The organism is Chryseomicrobium imtechense, assembly GCF_041475995.1.
GTDB lineage: Bacteria > Bacillota > Bacilli > Bacillales_A > Planococcaceae > Chryseomicrobium > Chryseomicrobium aureum.
On record NZ_JBGOBM010000002.1, the window covers coordinates 19,873 to 35,048 of the forward strand.

Annotated in this window: 12 protein-coding genes; all 12 read left to right on the forward strand. The window is 43.6% G+C overall.

All coding sequences use genetic code 11. From position 1 onward, the window contains the following. The first annotated feature begins 3 nt into the window (after positions 1-3). Positions 4-2,631: a DNA polymerase I gene (gene polA / locus AB5N96_RS01765; protein ID WP_499704485.1), complete on the forward strand. Its 2,628-nt coding sequence runs from the start codon at positions 4-6 to the stop codon at positions 2,629-2,631. 12 nt (positions 2,632-2,643) lie between these two features. After that, positions 2,644-3,516 (forward strand): bifunctional DNA-formamidopyrimidine glycosylase/DNA-(apurinic or apyrimidinic site) lyase, encoded by an 873-nt coding sequence (mutM, locus tag AB5N96_RS01770; RefSeq protein WP_204590317.1) that lies wholly within the window; start codon positions 2,644-2,646, stop codon positions 3,514-3,516. Between the two features lie 9 nt (positions 3,517-3,525). Continuing rightward, positions 3,526-4,128, forward strand: a complete 603-nt coding sequence (coaE, locus tag AB5N96_RS01775; protein ID WP_499704486.1) for a dephospho-CoA kinase — start codon at positions 3,526-3,528, stop codon at positions 4,126-4,128. 111 nt (positions 4,129-4,239) lie between these two features. Then, the gene (locus tag AB5N96_RS01780) at positions 4,240-5,259 is read left to right on the forward strand and encodes a glyceraldehyde-3-phosphate dehydrogenase (protein WP_204590319.1); all 1,020 of its coding nucleotides are present in this window, start codon (positions 4,240-4,242) and stop codon (positions 5,257-5,259) included. A 211-nt stretch (positions 5,260-5,470) separates the two neighbouring features. Further along, the gene (gene speD / locus AB5N96_RS01785) at positions 5,471-5,845 is read left to right on the forward strand and encodes an adenosylmethionine decarboxylase (protein WP_204590320.1); all 375 of its coding nucleotides are present in this window, start codon (positions 5,471-5,473) and stop codon (positions 5,843-5,845) included. Between the two features lie 101 nt (positions 5,846-5,946). Further along, complete coding sequence (gene nrdR, locus AB5N96_RS01790) at positions 5,947-6,414, forward strand: transcriptional regulator NrdR (protein WP_204590321.1); 468 nt, start codon at positions 5,947-5,949, stop codon at positions 6,412-6,414. Between the two features lie 14 nt (positions 6,415-6,428). Continuing rightward, positions 6,429-7,763, forward strand: coding sequence for a replication initiation and membrane attachment family protein (locus tag AB5N96_RS01795; RefSeq protein ID WP_392454040.1), 1,335 nt, complete (start codon positions 6,429-6,431; stop codon positions 7,761-7,763). A gap of 5 nt (positions 7,764-7,768) precedes the next feature. Further along, positions 7,769-8,713 carry a primosomal protein DnaI gene (dnaI, locus tag AB5N96_RS01800; protein ID WP_392454039.1) on the forward strand — a complete coding sequence of 315 codons (945 nt, stop codon included), beginning with the start codon at positions 7,769-7,771 and terminating at the stop codon, positions 8,711-8,713. Positions 8,714-8,806: 93 nt separating this feature from the next. Next, positions 8,807-9,874 carry a Fe(3+) ABC transporter substrate-binding protein gene (locus AB5N96_RS01805; protein WP_499704487.1) on the forward strand — a complete coding sequence of 356 codons (1,068 nt, stop codon included), beginning with the start codon at positions 8,807-8,809 and terminating at the stop codon, positions 9,872-9,874. Between the two features lie 598 nt (positions 9,875-10,472). Next, the gene (locus AB5N96_RS01810; protein ID WP_499704615.1) at positions 10,473-12,032 is read left to right on the forward strand and encodes an ABC transporter permease; all 1,560 of its coding nucleotides are present in this window, start codon (positions 10,473-10,475) and stop codon (positions 12,030-12,032) included. Beyond that, positions 12,029-12,742 (forward strand): ABC transporter ATP-binding protein, encoded by a 714-nt coding sequence (locus tag AB5N96_RS01815; RefSeq protein ID WP_204590325.1) that lies wholly within the window; start codon positions 12,029-12,031, stop codon positions 12,740-12,742. The genes AB5N96_RS01810 and AB5N96_RS01815 overlap by 4 nt, the downstream gene beginning before the upstream one ends. Positions 12,743-13,054: 312 nt before the next feature. Next, a complete protein-coding gene (gene thrS / locus AB5N96_RS01820) occupies positions 13,055-14,989 on the forward strand; it encodes a threonine--tRNA ligase (RefSeq protein WP_499704488.1) in 1,935 nt (644 codons plus the stop codon). Positions 14,990-15,176 lie beyond the last annotated feature (187 nt).

A 15,176-nucleotide genomic window follows, 5' to 3' on the forward strand; every position in this document is an offset into this window, starting at 1 on the left:
GTAGTGACCAATCCAAAATTAGTACTGATTGACGGCAACAGTTTAGCGTACCGAGCATTTTTCGCATTGCCATTACTCACAAATGAGCAAGGCATCCACACCAATGCCACATATGGCTTTACAATGATGTTGCAAAAGATTGTAGAAGAAGAACAGCCGACTCATATGTTGATTGCATGGGATGCAGGAAAGACGACGTTCCGTCATGCAACATTCTCAGAATACAAAGGTGGACGCCAAAAGACACCACCTGAACTATCCGAGCAGTTTGCTTATATCCGAAAACTTGTAGATGCGTATCAGATTCCACAATATGAATTAGATCAATACGAGGCCGATGATATCATCGGTACGCTTTCACGCATCGCAGAAGAAAAAAATATCGAAACGATTGTGATTAGTGGAGACAAAGATTTGACTCAACTGGCTAGTGACAAGACGACCGTTCAAATCACAAAAAAAGGCATCACCGATCTAGAAAGCTACACACCTGCGCATATTCAAGAGAAATACGGTCTAACCCCTATTCAAATCATTGATATGAAAGGATTGATGGGCGATACTTCCGATAATATTCCTGGAGTGCCTGGAGTAGGTGAAAAGACAGCAATCAAGTTACTGTCAGCCTATGAAACCGTGGAAGGTGTGTACGCACATATCGATGAGATGAAGGCGTCGAAAATGAAAGAAAAGCTTGTTGCGAATGAAGAGTTAGCACATATTAGTAAACAGCTCGCAACAATTGAGCGCGCAGCACCGATTGAAGTCACTTTAGATACATTAAATTACCCAGGTCCAGATATGGAGGCTGTCCATGAAATATGGCACCAACTGCAATTCAAGACACTTTTAGAAAAGTCCGCATTCCAAACAGAGGCAAAAGAACTTAAAGACATTGATTTCGAAGTTATGTCTAATTGGGAAGACAGTCACTTTGAAGACGACATGACGTTTCATATCGAGTTATACGATGAGCACTATCACACAACAGAAGTTTTGGCAGTCGTCCTTGCAACTGATTCAAAGCACTATGTGATGAAAGGGGACGCGGCTTTTTCGCAACCACTCTTCAAAGCGTGGCTTGAAGACGATTCAAAGCAAAAGCGTTGTTATGACGTCAAAGCGTTCCAAGCGGTGTCGAAACGGTTCGGATGCGAACTGAAAGGGGCGAGTTTTGATTTAATTTTAGCTGCGTATATTTCGGATCCCTCCATTTCATCAAGCCAAGATCTTGCTTCCCTTGCAAAACACTTCGGATATACGGAAGTGGATGAAGAAGAAGCTGTGTATGGAAAAGGGGCTAAGAAAAAAGCTCCAGAAGACGAAGCATTGTTTCATCATGCCCTTCGCAAAGCAACTGCCGTGTGGGAGTTAAAGGAACCAGTCGAAGCAAAACTGAAAGAAACGAAACAGTATGATTTATACCATGAGCTTGAACTACCCCTTGCAAGTGTCTTAGGTGAAATGGAATCATTCGGAATCAAAGTGGACCGAGAAACACTAGAAAAAATGGGTGTCGAACTAAAAGGACGTCTAGCTGAAATAGAACAACGTATCCATGCGATGGCTGGTGAATCATTCAATATCAATTCGCCAAAACAATTAGGTGTCATATTGTTTGAAAAAATCGGTTTGACACCCATTAAGAAAACGAAGACTGGCTACTCTACTGCTGCAGATGTACTTGAAAAGTTGCAAGGGGAACACGAAATTATCTCAGAAATTTTGTTGTACCGCCAATTAGGGAAACTTCAGTCGACGTATATCGAAGGTTTGTTAAAAGAGATTCATGACGATGGGAAAGTACACACACGCTATCAACAGGCATTGACGTCTACAGGTCGCTTGAGTTCAATCAATCCGAACTTGCAGAACATCCCGATTCGAATTGAAGAAGGCCGAAAGATTCGCCAAGCGTTTGTTCCATCTGAAAAAGAATGGGTATTATTCGCCGCCGACTACTCACAAATTGAGCTTCGCGTCATGGCACACATGTCTCAAGACGAAAAGCTAGTCCGAGCCTTCCAAGAAGACCGTGATATCCATACGCAAACGGCAATGGATGTGTTTGGAGTAGCGGCAGATGAAGTAGACGGCAACATGCGCCGAGCTGCCAAAGCAGTGAACTTCGGAATTATTTATGGCATCAGTGACTACGGATTGTCCCAAAGCCTGAACATCACACGCAAAGAAGCGGCTCTGTTTATCGATAACTATTTGACGAGTTTTCCCGGTGTTAAACACTTCATGGATGATGCGATTACGAGTGCGAAACGGGATGGGTTTGTCACAACAATCATGAACCGCCGCAGATACTTGCCGGATATCACGAGTTCAAACTTCAACCTGCGTGGATTTGCAGAACGTACTGCGATGAATACACCGATTCAAGGGAGTGCAGCCGACATCATCAAAAAAGCGATGATCGACATGGACCGCGAACTTGAGTCACGCGGATTGAAAACCAAAATGCTTCTTCAAGTACATGATGAACTAATTTTTGAAGTACCTGTTGACGAGTTAGAGGAAATTCAAAAGCTCGTGCCCGAAGTCATGGAAAATGCCGTAGAACTATCGGTGCCTTTGAAAGTCGATTTTGCATTTGGCACGACATGGTACGAAACGAAGTAAGGAGAGAACGCAATGCCCGAACTACCAGAAGTCGAAGGGGTCGTCGAATCCCTTCGCCCCTTTGTCATCGACCAAACGATTGTGGCCGTCCATGTGTCAGATCAAGTGAGGAAGAGTCATATAGAGGGAAAACAAGCGATTATTAAAGGCGCTACACCTGAAGACTTTCAAAACGCGATGGTCGGCTACCGGATTACCAGTTTGATCCGTCGCTCTAAATATATGTTCTTTGATTTGATGAACGAAAAAGGCGCTGCCGTTCTTGTTGGCCATCTAGGGATGACAGGAGCCTGGTTTCCTGTACATTCTCTTGATGAAATAACAGAAACTAAGTTTCGTAATCATGTTCATGTCGTGTTCGAACTGTCCGGTGGCTATTTACTAGTCTATTCCGATATTCGCCGTTTCGGGGAAATGCGTTTACTGAATGACATCTCAGATCATCCGCCACTTTTACAAATGGCGCCTGAACCATTTGCGGAGGAAGGGTTACCGCATTATTTAGAGATGGCACAGCGCACAAAATACATTAATAAACCTATTAAAGAGTTCATCATGGATGGTCACGTCATTTCAGGGTGCGGAAACATCTATGCAACAGAGGCACTATTCCGCATGCGCATCCACCCAAGTCGAAAAGTGGGACGCATCTCAACGGCACGGAAAATGGCTCTTTATGAAGCAATTGTCGCTGTCCTTCGTGAGAGTATCGAACGAGGTGGAAGTAGTATTTCGGATTACCGTAACGTCAATGGAGGAGCCGGAAGTATGCAACACTTTTTACAGATGTACGGCAAGAAGACTTGTCCGACCTGCGGCACAGCCACAAAACAAAAAGTAATTGGGGGCCGGACATCTACTTACTGTCCGACCTGTCAGAAATAGGAGGGCCCTATGATTATTGGATTAACAGGAAGTATCGCTACCGGCAAAAGTACGGTAGCGAATCGTTTCAAAGAACATGGCATTCCAGTAGTCGACGCAGATTTGATTGCCCGCCAAGTCGTCGAACCAGGAAGTGAAACATTACAGAAAATTGCACAAGCATTCGGAGAAAGTGCACTTCATGCAGATGGCACGATGAACCGAGAAGAAATTGGGCGCCAAATTTTCGGGAATGAAGAGAAACGTGCCCTACTAAATGGCATTATCCATCCTGCAATTCGAAAGGAAATGCTTCGTCAAAAAGATCACCATCTGGCAAATGGGAAGAAAATCGTGATTTTAGACATTCCATTATTGTTTGAAAGCAAGCTCGAACATTTTGTAGAGCAAATCTTGGTTGTCGCTACTTCTAGAGAGATTCAGAAGCAACGTCTGATGGCTCGGAATGGATTGTCCGAACAAGAGGCTCTGGAGCGAATGAATTCTCAGTTATCAATCGATGATAAAGCCAAATGGGCGGATGAAGTGATTAGAAATGATGGAACTTTAGAAGAATTAGAGGCTCAAGTAGATGCACTTGTGAGCAAATGGATGAAATCGCTTTCAGAATAATTGAACTTTTTTAGAATGTTTGGATTAGCGTACCATAACGACTCTAATGTGTTATACTAATTGCATATTAAGTGAATTAGTATCACATAGTTAACAGGAGGAACGGTATATATGACAGCTTCTATTGCGATTAACGGTTTTGGACGAATTGGACGCATGGTTTTCCGCCAAGCGATTGTAAAGGATGATGTAAACATTGTAGCAATCAACGCGAGCTACCCAGTTGAAACTCTAGCACATTTGATTCGCTACGATTCAGTACATGGTACTTTCCAAGGGGAAGTCGAAACAGCTGAAAACGCGCTTATCGTAAATGGAAAGCGCATTCAAATCGTGAGCGATCGCAATCCAGCAAACCTTCCATGGAAAGAGATGGGTGTCGACATCGTCATCGAAGCAACGGGTAAGTTCAACGAGCGCTCGGGTGCAGCTCTTCACTTAGAAGCTGGTGCAAAGAAAGTCATTTTGACGGCTCCTGGTAAAAATGAAGACATCACGGTCGTTTTAGGTGTAAATGACGACAAACTTGATTTAGAAAAGCATGACGTTATTTCAAATGCTAGCTGCACAACCAACTGTCTAGCTCCTGTAGCGAAAGTATTAAATGATGAATTCGGCATTGTAAACGGTTTGATGACAACAGTTCATGCATACACGAATGATCAAAATAACTTAGACAACCCACATAAAGATCTTCGTCGTGCACGTGCATGTGCACAATCGATCATTCCAACTTCTACAGGTGCTGCAAAAGCCCTAACATTAGTGTTACCAGAGTTGCAAGGGAAGATGCATGGTCTAGCACTTCGCGTTCCTACACCTAACGTTTCACTAGTTGATTTAGTTGTGGATGTCGAGCGTGATGTGACGGTCGAAGAAGTGAATTTGGCGTTTGAAAAAGCGGCAGCTGGTTCAATGAACGGGATTTTAGCAATTACGCAAGATCCATTAGTATCCGTTGATTTCAACACAACGACTGCTTCTGCTACGGTTGATGGGTTAACAACGATGGTAATCGGTGAGCGCAAAGTAAAAGTGCTTGCTTGGTACGATAACGAGTGGGGCTACTCTGCACGTGTTGTAGATTTAACACAGCGTGTCGCAAAATCTTTGGAAGCTATTACAGCTTAATAGTGTACGGATGAATGGAAGTCTCTCTTAATGGAGAGGCTTCTTTTTTACTAGAAAATCAAAATTCTATTGCATTTCCCGACAAGGCGTCCTATAATGAAAATCGTGCCAAATAGCACCGGCTACTTAAAGGGTTAGGACCTCTCTGGACTAACTTTCCCCCGTGGTAGTCACTTTGATTAAAAAATCCAGTCAAAGGGGGAAACGGACATTGGAAACAATGGGACGTCACATCATTGCTGAACTGTGGGAATGCGATTTTGACAAGCTGAATGACATGAACTTCATCGAACAAACTTTTGTAGATGCTGCACTTAAATCAGGTGCGGAAGTCCGCGAAGTTGCGTTTCACAAGTTTGCGCCACAAGGTGTAAGTGGAGTCGTCATCATCTCTGAATCACATTTAACGATTCACAGCTTTCCGGAACACGGTTACGCAAGTATCGATGTTTATACATGCGGTGACCTAGATCCAACAATTGCAGCCAATTATATTGCCGAAGCTTTGAACGCGAAAACGCGTGAATTGATTGAGCTTCCACGTGGTATGGGCCCAGTTGCAGCAAAATCATTACAAACTGTGTAATTTACAAGCAGAGGGGAATCTCCCTCTGCTTTTTCTGTGGGTGCAGAATAGGCCTAACTTTAGTATAATGAATGAAATACGAGCATATAGGAGCGCTAATTATGAGATGTCCTTCCTGCCAATACAACGGCACGAAAGTAGTCGATTCACGACCGGTTGACGAAAATAAATCCATCCGAAGAAGACGAGAATGTGAGCAGTGCGGCTTTCGGTTTACAACGTTTGAAAAAGTAGAAGAAACCCCACTCATCGTCGTGAAAAAAGATGGCTCGCGTGAAGAATTCAGTCGAGAAAAAATGTTACGTGGTTTGATCCGTGCATGTGAAAAACGCCCGGTGACACTCGAACAATTAGAAGAAGTCGTTTTTACGATTGAGAAAGAACTGCGTCGTACAGGCAATTCGGAAATCAAATCTGAAGTGGTGGGCGAGCAAGTCATGGAAAAATTGGCGGCTGTCGATGAAGTCGCATATGTACGCTTTGCATCTGTCTACCGTCAATTTAAAGACATCAATGTGTTCATGGAAGAGGTCCGTGAACTTTTAAAACGTAACCCCACTCAACACTAAAAGGAGGAGAGCAGATGGTACACAACGAACTGCAACCGATGGATCACTTTCAAACCCGTGTCGCTGCTCCTCTATCCAGTGACGATCTACAAACAGTAACGCTACTTTATCAACCACTTATTGGTCCGGAAGCTTTTACACTGTATCAGCACCTTTGGACGATGACGGGAACTCAACAAGTAGAGTATTCACACTATACTTTGATGAATGCGCTATCCTTATCAATCAATCGAATCTTTGAAGCACGCGCGCATTTGGAGGCAATCGGTCTACTACGCACTTGGCGGAGTGATTCTGGTGAAACACGGACATTCTATTACGAAGTTCAAAAGCCACTTTCACCTCAAAGTTTTTTTGCTGACCCGTTATTATCCGTGTTTCTATGGAATAAAGTAGGCGATCAAGGGTTTAAAAATCTTGAAAAACGCTATTTACCTTCTAACACGTGGAAATCATCTGCACTAGAAGTGACTCGCACATTCACGGATGTATTCCAACCAAACTTAAAAAATACGCGTGCTACACGTGATATCCGCCAACCCAAAACACAAAATTATGAGTTTGAGCATGAATTTGACTTCCAACTCCTACTCGACGGATTAAGTGAGCATCTATTACCAAGAAAATTGCTGACGACGGACATTAAACAACTGATTGCAAAGCTTGCATTTTTATATAGTTTTTCACCGCTCGATATGCAAAAAATTATTCTCCTCGCAGTCGAAGATCCGACAAAGATCTCTCCGGAGCGTCTAAAAAAATCTTGTGAAGATTATTTTAAATTGCATGCGAGGGAACAAGTCGGATTGCAATCAATTAAAACACCTGAAGTGCAACGGGAGAATTCTCCAGAATCGGCGTCTCCCAAACTTTCAAAAGAACAAGAGTATCTTGTTTATCTAGAGGAAAGTGCGCCGCTTGATGTGCTTCGTGATAGTGCGGGTGGAAAAGAGCCGTTCCCAGCAGACGTTGAACTGGTCAATCGATTTGCGACCGTTTACGAAATGCCAGTCGGTGTGATCAATGTTCTCATCCAATACGTCATGTTGCGGACGGACATGAAACTCACGAAATCGTTCGCTGAAAAAATTGCCTCTCATTGGGTGCGTAAAAATGTCAAGACTGCAAAAGAAGCAATGGAACTTGCGCGTAAAGAACATACGCAATACATGAAATGGAAAAATGGAGAGACCGCTCAAAGTGCCTCCGGGAAACCATATAAACGTCAAGAGAAGGTTCCGGACTGGTTAGATCAAAAACCAAAAGCTAGTAAAGTGGATGACTCTATAGATATAGAAGCAGAACGTCAAAAGTTGCTTGCTGAAATCAGCGCAACGAAAGGCCGGTGATCGAAGTGGAACCCATCAATCGAACGCTTAAACGGATGATTTCAAATCCTTCGTTTGCGACACGAATGGAAGAAATGAAACGAGAAGTATTAGAAAATCGAGATATCCAAGAGTTTCTACAAGAAAATGAGGCGGAAGTATCTCCTGCTGTATTGGAATCGAGTATGAGCAAACTGTATGAATACATCGAGCAGACCCACGACTGCAAAGGCTGTCCCAATGTTGCCGGTTGTGTGAATCTGATCAAAGGCTTCGAACCGCGTCTTGTAATGGGAAGAGGACGTATTGAACTTGACTATCTTCGTTGCCGAAACGGCCGTATCGAAGACGAGCGCCAATCGATTTCTGCTATGATACACAGTATGCATATGCCAAAAGACGTGTTGCAGGCCACTTTCTCGAATGTCGATTTGACGGATGGTTCGCGCGTGCTCGCAATTCGCGCTGCGAAAACGTTTATAGATTCGTATGAATCCTCAGGAGAACTTCCGACGAAAGGTCTTTATGTGCACGGGCCATTTGGTGTCGGCAAATCCTATATTCTCGGGGCGATTGCAAACGAGTTAGCAGACCGTCAAGTTGCTACGGTCTTAGTCTACGTTCCTGAGTTTCTGCGTGAGATGCGTCAGTCCATTCAAGAGAATTCTCTCAGTGAGAAAATGGAAGTGGTGAAAAATGCACCTGTATTGATGCTTGATGATCTAGGAGCAGAGACCATGTCGAGTTGGACCCGGGATGATATTATCGGCACGATTTTGCAACATCGAATGGCTCAAGGACTTCCAACATTCATCTCTTCAAACTTTACGTATGATGAACTCAAACACCATTTTACAACCACGCAACGAGGTGAAAAAGAGCCCGTGAAAGCAGGACGTATCATGGAACGAATCAAAGCTCTTACAACTCCTATACAATTGCAAGGGAAGAACTGGCGAGAAAGTTACTAAACTTTTTCGTCTTTTCTGTTGATTTTCATTCTCAATGACGCTATACTAATCCATGGAAATGAAATTCATTATCAATTAAAAAGGAGCTACATCATGAAGAAATTATTCTCACTGATTGCCATCTTGGCACTATTCCTAGCAGCTTGTTCTTCTAACAACGAGCCAGCTGAAACAGAAACTTCTACTGAACCAGCAGCAACTGAGGAGTCTGGCGAAGTAAACCTTTATACAAGCCGTCACTACGATGTGGATGACGAATTATATGCACAGTTCACTGAAGAAACTGGAATCAAAGTAAACGTAATCAAAGGTGAAGCTGATGAGCTGCTAGAGCGCATTAAGCGTGAAGGCGAAGCAACTGAAGCAGATCTTCTATACACAGCTGACGTAGGTCGTTTGTTCCGTGCGAAAGAAGAAGGCGTTTTGGAAGCTGCGGAAAGTGATGTTTTAAATGAGCAAATTCCTGAGAAATATCGTGATGGAGACAACCAATGGTTTGGTCTAACAAAACGTGCACGTGTTCTTGTATACAACCAAGACACTGTTCAACCGGAAGACCTTTCAACATATGAAGCATTAACAGAAGACGAGTGGAATGGCCGCGTGTTGATCCGTTCATCTGAAAATGTGTACAACCAATCACTACTTGCTTCATTCATCGCAATCGATGGAGAAGAAAAAGCTACTGAGTGGGCAGAAGGTTTAGTAAACAACTTCGCGCGTGACCCTGAAGGTGGAGACCGTGACCAAGCGAAAGCAATCGCAGCTGGTATTGGTGATGTTGCCATCATGAACACATACTACTTAGGGCAAATGTTAAACTCTGAAGACCCAGAAGAAGTAAAAGTCGCTGAAAACTTAGGCGTCTTCTTCCCGAACCAAGAAACAACTGGAACACACGTGAACATTTCAGGTGCGGGTGTTGTAAAAGGTTCGAAAAACAAAGAGAATGCTATTAAGCTTCTTGAGTTCTTATCAGCAGATGCAGCACAAGAAGTGTTTGCAGAAACAAACTATGAATACCCAGTAAATGAAGGTGTACCAGCTTCTGAACTTCTTCAGTCTTGGGGCGAGTTCAAAGAGCAAGACATTCCTTTGTCTGAGCTTGGTACAAACAATGCAAAAACAATTATGATCTTCAACCAAGTAGGTTGGAAATAATACAGTGAGCCTCCCATTTCGGGGGGCTTTTTTAGTGTTCTTGATTTGTCCTGAAAGTTTGAACCTCTACGGTCAGGTTGCCTTTTCCTGGCAAAAGATACCTGTCACCTTCTACTTCTTTAAGGCCCGAGAGCCGGCAATTAACGACTGTAATCATACATTTAAAGACCGTGAACTGGTATTTAACGACCGCAGACCCTCGTTTAGCGCCACAAATGATTTTATGGAAACTAATTACTTTAAATTTGAACCCCCGGAGGTCAGGTTGCCTTTTCCCGGGCAATCGGAGTTTTCCTGAGACCCGGCAACGAAGCTGAAAGTGTTCTTCTTTCAGCTTACGTGGGGAGGCTCAGGGAAACTCCCCCAGGAAAAGGTGACCTGACCGTAGGGGGGTCAAAAACCAAATAGTTGCTAAGTTGTGAACATTCATCGAGAATGAGTATCATTTCACATACACCAGGGCAGTGGTCATGCTATAATGAAACTCGCGAAGAAATCGGATTTCAGAAGGGCCTGAAGCCACGTGAGAAAACTCTCGTATTACTTGAACGGGTGGACTATCCTCTCGGTCATCATCGTGCTTTCCTTACTTTCACCAATGCTACCCATTATCAGTGGACTAGTAGCACCAGCAAGTGAGAACTGGGAGCATATTCAAGAATATATGCTGTGGAACTATATGGAAACCACTTTCCTGTTGGTCTTCTACACGGCAATTGGAACCATTGTAATTGGAACGAGCCTTGCTTGGTTGATTGCCCAGTATGAGTTTCCACTCAGTCGGTTCTACAAATGGGCGTTGATTCTACCATTGTCGATTCCACCGTTCATAGCGGCCTATACATACTCAGGTATGGTGAGCTACACCGGTGTTATCCAATCGACATTACGGAACGTTTTCGATGTTCAAGTCGATCAACGGTTCTTTGACATTATGAATATTCCAGGAGCTATTTTCATTTATACGATGTTCCTGTATCCATATGTTTACACCATCACACGAGTATTCTTGTCCCAGCAAGCGGCGTCACTTGTTGAAAGCGCTAAACTACTTGGAAAAGGGCCATGGTCCATATTCTTGCAAGTAGTGGTGCCAATCTCACGTGCTGCCATTATTGGTGGGGTAAGCTTAGTATCACTAGAAGTGCTTAATGATTATGGTGTTGTGAAATACTATGGCATCCAGACGTTTAGTACAGCAATCTTTCAAACTTGGTTTGGACTCGGGGATATAGATGCAGCAATCAAGCTAGCAGGATCTTTGATGACGTTTGTTGTGTTGATGCTCGTCATTGAGAAGCTGTTACGCGGAACAAAACAATTTAGTTACTCGAACACAAAAGTGAATCCGCTTCCGAAAGTCCAACTGAAGGGGTTTAAAAAATGGGGAGCATTCGGTTATGTAACGTTTATTTTCAGCTTGGCATTCTTGATTCCTGTCATTCAACTTGTCGATTGGTTTGTATTGACATGGGGATCCATTCCTAATGGTGAATTTACAACGTACATTCGAAACTCGGTATATGTTGCGGGAGTAGCTGCATTTGTAATTGTCATTGGCGCATTAATCGTTGGGAACTTCCAGCGCTTCACACGAGGACGTATCGGAAAAATCTTGCCGAAGTTTACAATTGTCGGGTACTCGATTCCAGGAGCGGTCATTGCCGTGGCGATCGTGACGATGTTCATTTGGTTAGATCGTCAACTCGTGCCTCTCTATACAGCATGGGGCTTTAGCTCGTCACTTGTACTGAGCACAAGCGTCGTGATGCTAATTGTAGCGTACATCGTGCGATTCTTTGCAATCGGCTACAATGCGGTTGAATCAGGCTACGATAAGATTGGTGTCAATTTTAGTTTGGCTTCCCGAATGCTCGGCGCTTCGGTGACAAAGACATTTTTCAAGGTCGACATCCCATTATTAAAAGGAGCTATTATTTCTGGCTTCATCCTAGTGTTTGTTGATATTATGAAGGAAATACCACTAACGCTGATTTTACGTCCATTTAACTTTGATACACTCGCAACAAAAGCATTCCAGTATGCCAGCGATGAAAAAATCATGCAAGCGAGTCAACCGTCCATTATCATCATCGCGATGAGTGCCTTGGCCATCTTTGTGTTTTATAAACTTCTGGATAAGGAGGATGCGAAATGACGATTGAGATAAAAGATGTATGTTTTTCGTACCGCAACAGCAAAGACTTAGCAATTGATCATTTTTCGATGTCGATCGAGACTGGAGAAGTGATTTCGATACTCGGACGAAGTGGAAGTGGAAAGAGCACAATGCTTCGGATCTTAGCAGGTCTTGAAATTCCTTCTAAAGGAAAATTTCAATTATACGATGACGTATTATTTGATGGGAATCATTTCGTGCAGCCCGAAAAGCGGGGGATTGGACTGGTGTTCCAAGACTATGCACTCTTCCCACATATGACAGTGCTCGATAACGTGAAATTTGGTCTTAGCAAATTATCACGCACGGACCGATTGAAGCGTGCAAATGAAGTGTTGGAATTAGTTGAGATGACGGAATATAAGAAACGGTATCCGCATCAACTGAGTGGCGGGCAGCAACAACGTGTGGCTCTCGCACGTGCTTTAGCGCCAAATCCGAAGTTGTTACTGCTGGATGAGCCGTTCTCAAATTTAGATAAAGAACTGCAATACAAAATCCGAGAAGAATTGTACTCGATTTTAAAACGTGCCCAGATCACTTCGATTTTTGTGACACACGATGAAGATGATGCACATACGATTGCGGATCGCATCGTCAAACTCGACAAAGGAAAGATATCCAAGATTGGCCGCCCTTGCGACATGTTGGGTACACCACTCAAGCGTCCAGAGGTCATCTTGAAATAAGTCTTGCACAATCGTGCCCGTATCGGTATACTAATTTTCATAATCGTTACATGTAGTGACGAGGACATGATTTTTGGTCCTGCCATTTTAGAGAGAGAAGCCTAGGCTGTGAGCTTCTTATGGATAGCCCTTAAATTACCACCTCTGAACAGTATGCAAACCAATGCATACCGGCACCGGCCGTTATCCGACGTAGAGCTTCGTCTGCATCCGTGTAGACAGAAGAAGGGTGGAACCACGAATTTATTCCTCGTCCCTTTATTGGGACGGGGATTTTTTGCGTTCCGCACCACATGAAAAGGAGAGATTCGTATGATTCAATTGATTTATCCAGACGGCACTGTTAAGGAGTTTGAACAGGGCACAACGATGGAAGATGTTGCTCAGTCAATCAGTCCAGGACTTCGAAAAAAAGCGCTCGCTGCTAAGATCGATGGCAAACTTGTTGATTTGAAAGCACCGCTTGCTGAAGGTGGAAAGATGGAAATCATCACACCCGACGCACCCGAGGCACTTGAAATTTTACGTCATTCATCCGCGCACTTGTTAGCGCAAGCTGTGAAACGACTATATCCAGATGCAAAGCTTGGTGTAGGTCCAGTCATTGAAGGTGGATTCTACTACGATATTGATTCGGAGACTGCCATCACATCTGAAGATCTTCCTACAATTGAAAAAGAAATGAAAAAAATCATTAACGAAAATATTGCAATCACACGACACGATGTATCGCGTGACGAAGCCTATGCACGTTTTTCTGAAATTGAGGATCCTTATAAACTCGAGTTGCTTGAGGCGATTCCAGCGGATGAACAAGTATCGATTTATGAGCAAGGTGAATTCTTCGACCTTTGTCGTGGTGTACACGTGCCATCAACTGGGAAGTTAAAAGAGTTCAAATTATTGAGCGTTGCCGGTGCTTATTGGCGTGGAGACAGTGACAACAAGATGCTTCAGCGTATTTACGGGACTGCATTCTTCACTAAAGAAGATTTGAAAGAACATCTTCGTTTACTTGAAGAAGCAAAAGAACGTGACCACCGCAAAATCGGAAAAGAACTCGACCTATTTATGAACAACCAAAAAGTTGGTCAAGGTCTCCCGTTATGGCTACCAAAAGGCGCAACAATCCGCCGCATTATCGAGCGTTACATCGTCGACAAAGAAGTACAGCTTGGCTATGATCATGTGTATACTCCAGTCATGGCAAGTGTGGAACTGTACAAGACAAGTGGTCACTGGGATCACTATCAGGAAAACATGTTCCCTGTGATGGCAATGGACAATGAGGAGCTCGTTCTTCGTCCGATGAACTGCCCGCATCACATGATGATTTACAAGAACGGCATTCACTCGTACCGGAACTTGCCGATTCGCATTGCAGAGCTTGGCACAATGCACCGTTACGAGATGTCAGGTGCTCTATCCGGGCTGCAACGCGTTCGCGGCATGACTTTAAATGACGCGCATATCTTCGTTCGTCCAGACCAGATCAAAGAAGAGTTCAAACGCGTTGTTCAATTAATCTTAGAAGTATACAAAGACTTTAACTTAGAAGATTACTCGTTCCGTTTGTCATACCGAGATCCGGCTGACACTGAGAAATACTTCGATGACGATCAAATGTGGGAACGTGCACAAGGGATGTTAAAAGAAGCGATGGACGAGCTTGGCCTTGAGTACTATGAAGCAGAAGGCGAAGCAGCATTCTACGGACCAAAGCTTGATGTCATGGTCAAGACGGCTCTTGGAAAAGAAGAGACGTTGTCGACTGCACAACTTGATTTCCTTCTTCCAGAACGCTTTGACTTGAACTATATCGGAGAAGATGGAAAGCAACATCGCCCAGTCGTTATCCACCGTGGAGTCGTTTCTACTATGGAACGCTTTGTTGCCTTCCTTATTGAAGAGTACAAAGGGGCATTCCCAACATGGTTGGCTCCAGTCCAAGTACAGATTATTCCGGTTTCAAACGAAGTACACCATGACTACGCGAAGCAATTAGAAGAGAAATTCAAATCAAAAGGCTTCCGAGTGCACATTGATGACCGTGAAGAGAAACTTGGCTACAAGATTCGTGAGGCCCAGATGCAAAAGATTCCGTACATGCTGGTTCTTGGGGATAAAGAAAAAGAAGCAGGCGAAGTGAACGTCCGTAAATACGGCGAACAAAAATCAGAGAGCATGGCAATTGAAGACTTCTTTGCGCATATTGTAAAAGAAGTGCAGTCATCTGTTGACAACTGATTGTTCAGGTGCTATAGTAAATAAGGTTATTGAATACATGTTTGTGGTATAAGAAGAGGCTGCCCGCTTCTCACCTGTTCGACTCTTTGTTGACTGGTTCGCACAAGAACGACTTTCACATGCAATTTTGCATGTCGTATAGCGGCGGGCAGACAGAGATGTCTGCCCGCTTTTTATATGGGTACAA

Bases quoted from the DNA above. Each gene is read 5' to 3' on its own strand.
- mutM (WP_204590317.1), top strand. From the start codon at position 2,644: ATGCCCGAACTACCAGAAGTCGAAGGGGTCGTCGAATCCCTTCGCCCC.
- coaE (WP_499704486.1), top strand. From the start codon at position 3,526: ATGATTATTGGATTAACAGGAAGTATCGCTACCGGCAAAAGTACGGTA.
- AB5N96_RS01780 (WP_204590319.1), top strand. From the start codon at position 4,240: ATGACAGCTTCTATTGCGATTAACGGTTTTGGACGAATTGGACGCATG.
- nrdR (WP_204590321.1), top strand. From the start codon at position 5,947: ATGAGATGTCCTTCCTGCCAATACAACGGCACGAAAGTAGTCGATTCA.
- AB5N96_RS01795 (WP_392454040.1), top strand. From the start codon at position 6,429: ATGGTACACAACGAACTGCAACCGATGGATCACTTTCAAACCCGTGTC.
- AB5N96_RS01805 (WP_499704487.1), top strand. From the start codon at position 8,807: ATGAAGAAATTATTCTCACTGATTGCCATCTTGGCACTATTCCTAGCA.
- AB5N96_RS01810 (WP_499704615.1), top strand. From the start codon at position 10,473: ATGCTACCCATTATCAGTGGACTAGTAGCACCAGCAAGTGAGAACTGG.
- AB5N96_RS01815 (WP_204590325.1), top strand. From the start codon at position 12,029: ATGACGATTGAGATAAAAGATGTATGTTTTTCGTACCGCAACAGCAAA.
- thrS (WP_499704488.1), top strand. From the start codon at position 13,055: ATGATTCAATTGATTTATCCAGACGGCACTGTTAAGGAGTTTGAACAG.